A 12,449-nucleotide genomic window follows, 5' to 3' on the forward strand; every position below is an offset into this window, starting at 1 on the left:
TCCCATAGGTGAGAAAAGTAAAACAAAGGGCCCGTTACCGGGCCCGAATTTCTTATTTCGCGGTCAGGTCAATGCGGACAACGCTGTCCGGCCCTTTCGTCGAATGATCTTTATTAAACGGCTGTTTAACGGTGACAAACAGCGTCTGGCCGTCGGCGGAAATCAGCAGGCTGTTAGGGTTAGCCGGAATATCCCACGACTTTTTCAGCGCGTAGCTGGTGCCATCGAGGCTGATAACCTTGCCGGATTCGCGCTGAGAGATATAAATCTCGTTGCGCTTAGGATTGAACTGCACCGCCAGCGAGTCGCCCACCTCCAGTTGCTTAATCACCTTACCGCTGTGAATATCGAGTACCAGGGTGGTTTTAGCTTTGGAGTTATCGGTGACGAACAGACGACCGGTGGCGCTATCTTCAGCAATGTTCAGCAGCAGCGCCGGTTTATCGCCCAGCGGCTTCCAGCGGTGTTCGATACGGTTATTGCGCGGGTTAATCACCAGAATTTCACCGCCGCCGTTTGCCGCGTACAGCCGTTCGGTTTGTGCGGAATAGTGCAGGCCGGTCATCCATTTGCCGGTATTTTTAATCCGCGTTTTCAGCTTCAGTGTGTCGGCATCGACCACCCAGATTTGCGCTGGATCGGCAACTGCGCCAACGTAAAGGGTGTTATTGAGCAGCAGGATTTGACGCGCACCGTACGGGAAACCTTCTTTATTGCGTTCGCTAAACAGCAGGCGTTTTTGGACTTTGCCGTTGGCCGTATCAATAGCGCTAATGCCGCCGTCCAGCGAGTTGGTGACAAACAGCGTACTGCCGTCAGGGCTGAGCTGTACGGCAAAGTTTTTCAGATCGGTGTGGGTCATGCCAATAGTTTTCAGGGTTGCCGGATCCAGCTTATAGACCGCGCCGCCCTGCACATCTTTAAAGCCTTCAGCGCTGGCAACGTAAAGTGCATCGCCTTTCGGACTGAGCGCCATTTCATACAGGCCTTCCGCCAGCTCGCGCTTGAGCGGCTGTACGGCGGTTTCCGCTTTTTGTTCGGCAACAGGTTGAGAAACAGGAGAGGTGTGAGTCGTGGCGCAGCCGCTTAAGACCGCAGAGATAGCCAGCGCCAACGCCGGGAGAGTGTATTTCATAAGATCAATCCTGAACAAAATCAATGATCCGATGGTGACTCCGCCGCCGATGTTCTCTTTTTCGGTCTTGCGTTAGCGAGCCCCACCCTACGCCTTCGAAGTTTCCCTGTGAGCACGCCACTAATGCAGGTTATTCCCTGACAAGCCCGCAAACAAAAAGAAGAATGAGAACTATACGCATTATCTTATCGTAATCAAGCCTGTCTTTTTCCGAATGGAAAAACGTTTCATTTTTCGGTGAAAGGTATTCAGAGCAGTGGTATTGGCTGAGAGTGAGGAAAAATGGAATACAAAACGCTGATGGAAAAGCGCCGAAACTCGACAGGTTCCGGCGTCGAAAACTACGCGCTGGCGGTATCCAGACGCGCCAGCTGTTCAGCGCGGAGGTTCAACGCAGCGGCACGGGCAAAGCTCTCCACCTGAGCGATACTGGTGGCGCTGGCAATCGGGGCCGTTACGCCTTCACGACTCATTAGCCAGGCCAGCGCGACTTCGGCAGGTTTGGCATTCTGTTGTTCCGCCACCTCAACCAGCGTATCGACGATGCGCAGCCCGCGCGGATTGAGGTATTTACCGATGCCGCCGCCGCGCTGGCTTTGCGCCAGATCGGACTGCTGACGGTATTTACCGGTCAGGAAGCCGGACGCCAGGCTGTAGTAGGTCACCACGCCGATATCGCGGCTGATGCACAGGTCACAGAGCGCGCCTTCAAAGGCCGAACGATGATAAAGATTGTATTCCGGTTGCAGCACCTGCCAGGCCGGTAGACCGCTTTTGCGCGACACTTCCAGGGCGCTCGAAAGCTGCTGTGCATCGAGGTTAGAGGCCCCCATCGCGCGGATTTTTCCCGCCTGCTGTAAGGCATGGAACGCGTCGAGGGTTTCGGCAACCGGGGTTTCCGGGTCCGGCCAGTGGGAAAAGTAGAGGTCGATATAATCGGTGTTCAGGCGGCGCAGCGAATCTTCCACCGCCTGCTGGATCCAGGCTTTTTTCAGTCCTTTATGGCCGGGAAGGCCTAAATCGGAACCAACTTTAGTGAAAATTTTCACCTTATCGCGCATGCCTGGCCGCGCCTGCAGCCAGCGACCGATAATGGCTTCGGACTCGCCGCCCTGGTTACCGTCCGCCCAGCGGGAGTAAACATCCGCCGTGTCGATAGCATCAAAGCCGTGGTCTACAAACGCATCAAGAATGGCAAAACTGGTTTTTTCATCGATGGTCCAGCCAAAAACGTTGCCGCCAAACACCAGCGGGGCGATGGAAAATCCGGTTTTGCCCAAGGGACGTGTCATCATGCCGTTCACTCCTTATTTACCCGTCATACTTCACGCAACGCGAATTATATAGGGTAACGCTTATATTCTGTGTCCTTTCAGGAAATGCCAAAGGTCAGAAATGATAGTAAGAAAAGGAAGCTTGAAGCGGGCTTTCCATGCCCGCTGAATGCATAACAACATTATGTCCCGGAATAAACATCAAAGCTAAAATATTTCCCGGCTAACTTTTTATAGGTGCCGTCGGCGAGAATTTTGGCAATCGCGCCGTTAATTTCCTGACGCAGGGCTTCATCGTCTTTACGCAGACCAATCGCCGCCCCGGCGCCGAACAGCTTGTCGTCCTGCAAATGCCCACCAACGAAGGCAAAATCTTTGCCCTGCGGCTGTTGCAGGAAGCTGTAGTCGGCCATCATCCCGGAAAGCACCGCGCCATCAATACGCCCGGACTCCAGATCCTGTACCACGCGATCCGCCCCCTGATAGGCGACGATATTGATTCCCGCCGTGCGCCAGTGCTGGTTGACGTACGTTTCCTGCGCCGAGCCCTGCTCTACGCCGATGGTTTTGCCCTTCAACTGCTCGACGGTATTCCCGGCCAACGTGTTTTTACGCGCCACGAGGAACACCGGGCCGTTATACAGCTTATCGCTAAAGCCAATCTGCTCTTTACGCTTCTCGGTCATATACATTCCGGAAAGGATCGCGTCGAACTTGCGCGCCTTCAGCGCCGGAATAATGCCGTCGAAGTTGCTTTCCACCCACACGCACTTCGCCTGGAGTTGCTCGCAAATTGCGTTCCCCAGGTCAATATCAAAACCCGCCAGCTTACCCTGTGGGTCTTTCCATTCAAACGGCGCGAAAGTCGGGTCAACGCCAAAGCGAATTTCCTTATTTTCTGCGGCCAGGGCTGAAGTTGAGGCCATCAGCGCGACCCACAGCAGAAGAGATTTTTTCATTATTTACGGACTCCAGAGATCAACGGCAGTGTGTTTCAACTAACCGGGCGAACAGCGTCGCGCCGGTGGAAATAATGTCATCATTAAAGTCGTAGCCGGGGTTGTGCACCATGCAGCTGCCCTTCCCGCCTTTTTCGCCATTGCCCAGCAGGAAGTAGCAGCCGGGACGCTCCCGCAGCATAAAAGCGAAATCTTCGCTGGCGTTCATTGGAGGTATCGATTCCAGAACGCCCTCTTCGCCAAACACTTCCAGCGCCAGCGCTTTAGCGAACTCAGTTTCCTCAACGCTGTTGGTCAGCACCGGGTAGGAGTCAAAAACCTCGACTTCACTGCTGGCGCCGTAGCTTTTGGCGGTAAACTCGGCGAGCTCCTTGATACGTTTGATTAGCAGGTCGCGGATTTCCGGCTTCATCGCCCGCACGCTCAGCTCCATCACCACGTTTTCGGGAATCACGTTAGACGCGATACCGGCCTGGAAAGTCCCCACGCTGACCACTGCGGTTTCGCCCGGCGGTACGTTACGCGCTACGATACTTTGTAGACTCATCACCAGCGCTGCACCGGTCACGATCGGGTCGACGGTGCGCTCAGGATGCGCGCCGTGACCGCCATAGCCGGTAATGGTGATTTTGACCGTATCCGCCGAGGCCATAAAATTGCCGGCATAGAAGCCGAGTTTCCCCACCGGCAGGCCCGGCATATTGTGCAGACCGAAGATGCGCTCACAGGGGAAGCGCTCAAACAGGCCGTCTTTAATCATTAAATCCGCGCCGCCAATAGCTTCTTCCGCAGGCTGGAATATCAGATGTACCGTGCCGTTAAACTGACAGGCCGGAGAGGCGATATATTTCGCCGCCGCCAGCAGAATCGTGGTGTGACCGTCGTGGCCGCAGGCGTGCATTTTTCCGGCAACGGTGCTTGCCCAGGGAAGATCGGTCGCTTCGAAAATCGGCAGTGCGTCCATATCGGCGCGCAGGCCAATGGTGCGTGGAGAGTCGCCCTTGCGCAGCGTCCCCACCAGGCCGGTTTTTGCCAGCTCACGAGTTACCGTATAGCCCCACTCGGTCAGTTTCCCGGCCACCAGCTCACTGGTATTAAACTCTTCGAGGCTTAATTCCGGATTGGCATGTAAATAATGACGGATCGCAATCATCTCATCTTCAGTGGCTTTAATTTCAGGAATAACAAAATCGGTCATGCCGGTCTCCGGGATATAAAAATAGATGCTCAGTTTTAATAACTTAACTTGGTAGAGGTTTAATGCAAGCAGCATTTCTTATTCCGGAGGCGGTTTTCATCTGATTTATTCATATACCCGTCATACTTCAAGTTGCATGTGTGTTGGCTGCATTCGTTCACCCCAGTCACTTACCAGTGTAAGCTCCCGGGGATTCGCTCACTTGCCGCCTTCCTGCAACTTGAATTATTTAGGGTATAGCGATTTAACGATGAAGCGAATTTTTTTACCATCTCGCGGACTAAGGCACTTCTTAAAATATCTGCTTTTCGCGACTCATAAAGCATAATAATAATTAATAAAGCTAAAGAAGCAGATAAAAAATCGAGAAAGAACCGCCAGAATGATATTTTTATCTTTGCGATTTTTAAGCGAATTTGACTGGATAAGCCTACTGACTGTATGACCGGGCTACCGTCCCTCAGACGATGCGGAACCTGTAGCCCGGACAGGTGCGCAGCACCGCCTCCGGGGATAAGATCAACGTTAGTGGTTCAGCGCGCCGTTAATCAGGATTGACGTAATAATCCCGGTCGCGGCGGCAATCAGTACATAGTTACCGTCAATATACGACCAGTGTTGCCCACGCGGCGGTGCCGGAAGCCCGCGATCGTTCCAGTCGTTTACTCGATAGTCATTACCGCGGAACCGTTCCGGAGCCGGCTGGCCTTTACGGAAATCATGGCCACTCCACGCGAAGTGATCCTGCTCGTGGCGCTCCTGATGGCGATTATCGGACGAATGATTACCACCGCGATCGCCACCGTTCCCCTGATGATTATTACCCTGCGGCCCCTTACCCGGTCCCTGCTGATGGTTACCATCCGGACCACCGTGACCGGAATCGTTCTGCCAGACCTGCTGCTGACCACGATTGTTACCGCCTGGACCATCAGCCCATGAAACGGATGTAAAAGCACAAGATAAAATAATCGCCAGTGAAAGAATCTTTTTCATAGTACACCTCCTGATATATTTCCTTTTTACCGGGAAAATGTGGAGGAATAGTGAGTAATAATATAACCAGGATTATTCCTGGCTTATACCCGTCATACTTCAAGTTGCTTATGTGTTGGCTTAGCTACTCGGCTCATCCATGAGCCTCACCCTTGCGGGCCGCCGCTCCACGGCGTTCAAATCTGTTCCTGACAGATTTGTCGCTCACCCCAGTCACATAGTTATCTATTGTTCCCGGGGATTCACTCCCTTGCCGCCTTTAAGCAACTCGAATTATTTAGGGTATATACCCTTCGTCTTTCAAGCCGCATTTTTGTTGGCCACGTTCATTAATGTAACTCGAAATCCATTGGGTGTAGCGTTCTAACATATTAAAAATATTATTCCGACGCTGAATAAATCACACATAACAATAAAGGCCGCTTTCGCGACCTTATTTTAAAGAATTGTCAGTGATTATTCAGTGACTTTATTTTTTAATTCTTCAGCACCTTGCTTGGTTTTATCCCAACCTTCTTTGCTGACCTCTTTGGTCTTATTCCAGCCTTTTTCAGTGCCTTCTTTGGTTGCGTTCCAGCCTTTCTCGGTGCCTTCTTTGGTTTTATTCCAGGTTTTCTGCGCGCCTTCGCTGACTTCGCTACCTACGCTGTCGCTTTTCCCTTCCGCCGCGTGTTTGGCTTTGAGCTGCTGTTCTTCGCCCTGGTGCTGAGTTTCATGCAGTTTTTCCTTCGCGGTGTTCGCCCCTTCGTGGGCTGCCGCGACGGTATCATCAGTTGCGTGTGTTGTTGCAGCAAAAACAGGAGCTGCTACCAGAATCGCAGATAACGCAATCATTGCTTTTTTCATAATGTCCTCTCTCTAACGAACTTAATGTTACGAGTCGCATTTAGCATGGCACAAGATTTTGCCGTTTGGCTTTAGGGATTGTTCTTAAAACTAATTTCAGAATTTTCAATCGACTTTTCACCTGATAAAAAAGAGTATTTCCCTGCGTAAGTAAATTCTAATTAGATTTCCCCGGGGGCGGCGCAAAGCGCCTTGCCCGGGCTACGGTTCAGTATCGCCTGCCGGTTTTGTAGCCCGGACAGATGCGCAGCATCGCCTCCGGGAAATCCTGCAACACTCTGCGGCCTTTCTCCCGGAGGCGGTGCTTGACGCGCCTGTCCGGGCTACTGTCCTTCAGACGATTGAAAACCCGTTGCGCGATCAATCGGGACGCCCTAATTTTCACCAACGGATTCTCGTTTTTACGCCCTGGCTCGCACTTTTCCGTATGTGACGTTCCCCTCATTCTGTTGCTATGTTTTAATAAGCTAAACCGGTTTAATTAAGTTTAGCTATGGAGAATTTTCAGCATGAATGCAAAAGTTTGGGTTCTGGGAGATGCGGTAGTCGACCTGCTGCCGGAAAGCGAGGGCCGCCTGCTGCAGTGTCCCGGCGGCGCGCCGGCTAACGTGGCGGTGGGTATCGCTCGCCTTGGCGGCAACAGCGGCTTTATCGGGCGCGTCGGCGACGATCCGTTTGGCCGCTTTATGCGCCATACCCTGCAACAGGAGCAGGTCGACATTAGCCATATGCGCCTCGATGGCCAGCACCGCACCTCCACCGTAGTCGTCGACCTTGACGACCAGGGCGAGCGAACCTTTACCTTTATGGTGCGTCCCAGCGCGGATCTGTTCCTGGAGGAAGCAGATCTCCCGCAGTTTGCCGCCAGACAGTGGCTACACGTCTGTTCCATCGCGCTGAGCGCCGAACCCAGCCGCAGCACCACCTTCGCGGCGATGGAGAAAATCAAACTGGCCGGTGGCCGCGTCAGCTTTGATCCCAATATCCGCCCGGACCTATGGCAGGATCAGGACCTGCTGCACGCCTGCCTCGATCGCGCCCTGCGGCTGGCAAACGTGGTGAAACTGTCCGAAGAAGAGCTGGTATTCATCAGTGGCAGTGATGATTTAGCGCAAGGAATCGCCAGCGTCACCGAGCGCTACCAGCCTGAATTACTGCTCGTCACTCAAGGCAAAGCGGGCGTGCTCGCGGCATTCCAGCAACAGTTCATCCACTTCAACGCCAAACCTGTCGTGAGCGTAGATACCACCGGCGCGGGCGATGCTTTTGTCGCCGGGATGCTCGCCAGCCTTGCTGCCAACGGGATGCCGACGGATATTGGCGAACTGGAACCCACGCTCACCCTGGCACAAACCTGTGGCGCGCTGGCGACAACGGCGAAAGGCGCGATGACCGCGTTGCCTTATCAGCACGATCTTAATCGCCAGTTTTGATCCATTAGGCCGCCCAGCGCGGCCCACTTTGTTGCATCCATCACAATTATTAAACCGGTTTAGCAAATTCATTTTAAAAATGTTAAAGGTCATGCTTAACATAGCACCTAAACCGGTTTAGCAAAAAACACACTATTTTTAATTTTCCTTTTGGGATGCAACCAGCATGTATAGAAAAAGCACACTCGCGGTTCTTATCGCTTTGCTAACCGGCGCCGCCTCAGCCCATGCGCAAACGGACCTCAGCAGTATTGAAGCCCGTTTAATAGCGATGGAAAAACGCCTGCAGGATGCGGAAAACAGAGCACAAACGGCGGAAAACCGCGCCGAGTCGGCGGAGAAAAAAGTCCAGCAGCTCACGACACAGCAGCAAAAAACCCAGGACAGCACCCAGGAAGTGGCTCAGCGTACCGCCAAACTGGAGAAGAAAGCCGATGAGAAAAGCGGCTTTGAGTTCCACGGCTACGCCCGCTCCGGCCTGTTGATGAACGACGCAGCATCCAGCAGCAAAAGCGGCCCCTACCTGACGCCAGCCGGGGAAACGGGCGGTGCCATTGGTCGCTTAGGCAACGAAGCCGACACCTACGTCGAGTTGAACCTTGAACATAAACAGACGCTGGATAACGGCGCGACCACCCGCTTTAAAGCGATGCTGGCCGATGGACAAAAAACCTATAACGACTGGTCGGCCGACTCCAGCGACCTCAATATTCGTCAGGCGTTCGCTGAGCTTGGCAGCTTACCGAGCTTCGAAGGGCCATTTAAAGGCACCACGCTATGGGCAGGTAAACGCTTTGACCGCGACAACTTTGATATCCACTGGCTCGATTCCGACGTGGTGTTCCTCGCGGGCACCGGCGGCGGTATTTACGACGTGAAGTGGAACGACAGCATTCGCAGCAACTTCTCCCTTTACGGGCGTAACTTCGGCGATCTGGAAGACATTGATAACAATGTGCAGAACTACATTCTGAGCATGAACCACTTTATCGGCCCGGTGCAGGTGATGGTCAGCGGCCTGCGGGCGAAAGATAACGACGACCGTAAAGACGCCAACGGTGATGCCATTCAGACCGACGCCGCCAATAACGGCGTACATGCGCTGGTTGGCCTGCATAACGACAGTTTCTACGGCCTGCGTGAAGGCAGCAGCAAAACCGCCCTGCTCTATGGTCACGGCCTGGGCGCGGAAGTTAAAGGCATCGGTTCCGACGGCGCGCTGCTCTCTGATGCCAATACCTGGCGTTTCGCCACCTACGGCACCACGCCGCTTAGCGAACGCTGGCACATCGCCCCGGCGGTGCTGGCACAAAGCAGCAAAGACCGCTATGCCAAAGGCGATAGCTATGAGTGGGTCACCTTCAACATGCGCCTGATCCAGGAGATCACCCAGAACTTCGCCCTCGCTTACGAAGGCAGCTACCAGTACATGGATCTGCATCCCGAAGGCTACAAAGATCGCAACGCGGTGAACGGTAGTTTCTATAAACTCACCTTCGCCCCGACGTTTAAAGTCGGCGACATCGGCGATTTCTTCAACCGTCCCGAGCTGCGCCTGTTCGCGACCTGGATGGACTGGAGCAAAAAACTGGATAACTACGCCAGCGACGACGCCTTCGGCAGCAGCGGTTTCAACGCGGGCGGCGAGTGGAATTTTGGTATTCAGATGGAAACCTGGTTCTGATAGCTAACACCTGACGACAGACACCTCCGGGGCAACAAGCCCCGGACACAATAACAACGCAGAAACTGCACCCCGTAACGACGGGAACAAAACACGCATATAACGACGTATTCAGAGGGTACTATGGATTTTGAACAGATTTCCCGCTCGCTGCTTCCGCTTCTGGGAGGCAAGGAAAATATCGCCAGCGCCGCGCACTGCGCCACGCGTCTGCGCCTGGTGCTGGTCGATGATTCGCTGGCCGATCAGCAGGCTATCGGCAAAATTGAAGGGGTTAAAGGCTGTTTCCGTAACGCCGGGCAGATGCAAATTATTTTCGGCACCGGGGTGGTGAATAAAGTCTACGCTGCCTTTATTCAGGCGGCAGGGATTGGTGAATCCAGCAAATCGGAAGCCGCCGACATCGCAGCGAAAAAGCTGAATCCTTTCCAGCGCATCGCTCGCCTGTTATCAAACATCTTCGTGCCGATTATCCCGGCTATCGTCGCCTCCGGCCTGCTAATGGGCCTGCTTGGGATGGTCAAAACTTACGGCTGGGTCGACCCGAGCAACGCCATCTACATCATTCTGGATATGTGTAGCTCGGCGGCATTTATTATTCTGCCGATCCTGATTGGCTTCACCGCCGCCCGTGAGTTTGGCGGTAACCCTTATCTCGGTGCGACGCTCGGCGGCATACTGACCCACCCGGCGCTGACCAACGCCTGGGGCGTGGCCGCAGGTTTCCACAGCATGAACTTCTTCGGCCTTGAGATTGCCATGATAGGCTACCAGGGCACGGTGTTCCCGGTGCTGCTGGCGGTGTGGTTTATGAGCATCGTTGAGAAGCAGCTGCGTCGCGTGATCCCCGATGCGCTGGATCTGATCCTCACGCCGTTCCTGACGGTGATTATTTCCGGCTTTATCGCTCTGCTGATTATCGGCCCGGCCGGTCGTGCCCTCGGCGACGGTATTTCGTTTATCCTTAGCACTTTGATTACCCACGCCGGTTGGCTGGCAGGACTGCTGTTTGGCGGTCTCTACTCGGTTATCGTGATTACCGGGATTCACCACAGCTTCCACGCCATCGAAGCCGGGCTGCTGGGCAATCCGTCCATCGGCGTCAACTTCCTGCTGCCGATTTGGGCGATGGCCAACGTCGCCCAGGGCGGTGCTTGTCTGGCGGTATGGTTTAAAACCAAAGACGCCAAAATCAAAGCTATTACTCTGCCCTCAGCGTTTTCTGCGATGTTGGGCATCACTGAAGCGGCGATTTTTGGTATTAACCTACGCTTTGTGAAACCGTTTATCGCGGCGCTTATCGGTGGCGCAGCGGGCGGCGCGTGGGTGGTATCGGTGCACGTCTACATGACCGCGGTAGGCCTGACGGCGATTCCCGGCATGGCTATCGTACAGGCCAGCTCGCTGCTGAACTATATTATCGGGATGGTTATCGCCTTTGGCGTTGCCTTCGTCGTCTCCCTGCTACTGAAATACAACACGGACGCTGAATAATGTCACTTCCATCACGCCTGCCTGCAATTTTGCAGGCCGTTATGCAGGGCCAGTCGCGCGCGCTGGCCGATAGCCACTACCCGCGCTGGCACCACGCGCCGGTCACCGGGCTGATGAACGACCCCAACGGCTTTGTTGAGTTCGCCGGGCGCTATCATCTGTTTTATCAGTGGAATCCCCTCGCCTGCGATCATACGTTCAAGTGCTGGGCGCACTGGAGTTCAGCCGATCTGCTGCACTGGCAGCATGAACCGATCGCCCTAATGCCGGACGAAGAGTACGACCGCAACGGCTGCTACTCCGGCAGCGCGGTGGATAACGACGGCACGCTAACGCTGTGCTACACCGGAAACGTCAAATTCGATGATGGCAGCCGCACCGCCTGGCAGTGTCTGGCGACGGAAAATGCCGACGGCACTTTCACCAAGCTCGGCCCGGTGTTACCGCTGCCGGAGGGCTACACCGGCCACGTGCGCGACCCAAAAGTCTGGCAGCATGAAGGCCGCTGGTACATGGTGCTGGGCGCGCAGGATCGGCAAAAGCGCGGCAAGGTGCTGCTGTTCAGCTCCGCAAATCTCCATGAGTGGACGAGCGAAGGCGAAATCGCCGGTTACGGCATCAATGACCTGCACGACGCAGGCTATATGTGGGAGTGCCCGGATCTGTTCCCACTCGGCGACCAGCATATTTTGATTTGCTGCCCGCAGGGCATCCCCCGCGAGGAAACGCGCTTTCTTAACACCTACCCGGCAGTGTGGATGGCGGGTGATTTCGACTATGGCCGCGCCGCTTTCAAACACGGTGAACTTCACGAGCTGGACGCCGGATTCGAGTTTTACGCGCCGCAAACCATGCAGACCAGCGATGGCCGCCGTCTGCTGGTAGGCTGGATGGGCGTGCCGGACGGCGAAGAGATGCGCCAGCCGACGCTGGCTAACGGTTGGATCCATCAGATGACCTGCCTGCGCGAACTGGAGTTTGTCGACGGCAAGCTCTATCAGCGCCCGCTGCGTGAACTCACCGCCCTGCGCGGCGAAGCGCGCGGCTGGCAGGACAGCCCCCTACCGCTGGCGCCGATGGAAATCAGCCTCGAAACCGCAAGCGACGACGCGTTAAGCGTCGATTTCGGCGGCGCATTGACGCTTGAGCGCGATACCTGCGGGATCCGTCTGGCGCGATGCAGCCTTGCCAGCGATGAAACTCACTATCGCTACTGGCGCGGCGAGGTGCACTCGCTGCGAATTTTCATCGACCAGTCGAGCGTGGAAATTTTCATCAATGATGGTGAAGGGGTGATGAGCAGTCGCTACTTCCCGGCCAATCCGGCGCAGCTGACTTTCACGGGCAGCAAGCCGGGCGCATTCTGTTACTGGTCGCTGCGCACATGCATGATAGAATAAGCGTTTTGCTTTCAGGCTCATGGCGTCGTG

The 12,449-nt window shown here is 54.7% G+C and carries 10 protein-coding genes; 4 read left to right on the forward strand and 6 right to left on the reverse strand.

Annotation, left to right across the window (positions count from 1 at the left end):
- Positions 1-52 precede the first annotated feature (52 nt).
- The 6 genes from HV213_RS20995 to HV213_RS21020 all read right to left on the reverse strand — a co-directional run bounded on the left by HV213_RS20995 (position 53) and on the right by HV213_RS21020 (position 6,408).
- Entirely contained in the window at positions 53-1,135 is a 1,083-nt protein-coding gene (locus tag HV213_RS20995; protein ID WP_181483170.1) for a YncE family protein, read from the reverse strand.
- 341 nt (positions 1,136-1,476) lie between these two features.
- Positions 1,477-2,430 carry an aldo/keto reductase gene (locus tag HV213_RS21000; protein ID WP_181483171.1) on the reverse strand — a complete coding sequence of 318 codons (954 nt, stop codon included), beginning with the start codon at positions 2,428-2,430 and terminating at the stop codon, positions 1,477-1,479.
- A 161-nt stretch (positions 2,431-2,591) separates the two neighbouring features.
- Positions 2,592-3,368: an ABC transporter substrate-binding protein gene (locus HV213_RS21005; protein ID WP_110273196.1), complete on the reverse strand. Its 777-nt coding sequence runs from the start codon at positions 3,366-3,368 to the stop codon at positions 2,592-2,594.
- A gap of 19 nt (positions 3,369-3,387) precedes the next feature.
- Entirely contained in the window at positions 3,388-4,566 is a 1,179-nt protein-coding gene (locus HV213_RS21010) for a M20 aminoacylase family protein (RefSeq protein ID WP_181486472.1), read from the reverse strand.
- Positions 4,567-5,091: 525 nt separating this feature from the next.
- Positions 5,092-5,562: an RcnB family protein gene (locus HV213_RS21015; RefSeq protein WP_181483172.1), complete on the reverse strand. Its 471-nt coding sequence runs from the start codon at positions 5,560-5,562 to the stop codon at positions 5,092-5,094.
- Between the two features lie 456 nt (positions 5,563-6,018).
- Complete coding sequence (locus HV213_RS21020; RefSeq protein ID WP_181483173.1) at positions 6,019-6,408, reverse strand: hypothetical protein; 390 nt, start codon at positions 6,406-6,408, stop codon at positions 6,019-6,021.
- Positions 6,409-6,917: 509 nt separating this feature from the next.
- On the opposite strand from HV213_RS21020, the gene HV213_RS21025 reads away from it, so the two are divergent.
- The 4 genes from HV213_RS21025 (at position 6,918) to HV213_RS21040 (ending at position 12,419) form a co-directional block, all read left to right on the forward strand.
- Positions 6,918-7,841: an aminoimidazole riboside kinase gene (locus tag HV213_RS21025; protein WP_181483174.1), complete on the forward strand. Its 924-nt coding sequence runs from the start codon at positions 6,918-6,920 to the stop codon at positions 7,839-7,841.
- 166 nt (positions 7,842-8,007) lie between these two features.
- Entirely contained in the window at positions 8,008-9,525 is a 1,518-nt protein-coding gene (locus HV213_RS21030) for a carbohydrate porin (protein ID WP_181483175.1), read from the forward strand.
- 123 nt (positions 9,526-9,648) lie between these two features.
- Positions 9,649-11,019: a sucrose-specific PTS transporter subunit IIBC gene (locus HV213_RS21035; protein WP_181483176.1), complete on the forward strand. Its 1,371-nt coding sequence runs from the start codon at positions 9,649-9,651 to the stop codon at positions 11,017-11,019.
- Positions 11,019-12,419 (forward strand): sucrose-6-phosphate hydrolase, encoded by a 1,401-nt coding sequence (locus tag HV213_RS21040; protein WP_181483177.1) that lies wholly within the window; start codon positions 11,019-11,021, stop codon positions 12,417-12,419. The genes HV213_RS21035 and HV213_RS21040 overlap by 1 nt, the downstream gene beginning before the upstream one ends.
- The last annotated feature ends 30 nt before the right edge of the window (positions 12,420-12,449 follow it).

This window comes from Klebsiella sp. RHBSTW-00484 (assembly GCF_013705725.1).
Taxonomy (GTDB): Bacteria; Pseudomonadota; Gammaproteobacteria; order Enterobacterales; family Enterobacteriaceae; genus Klebsiella.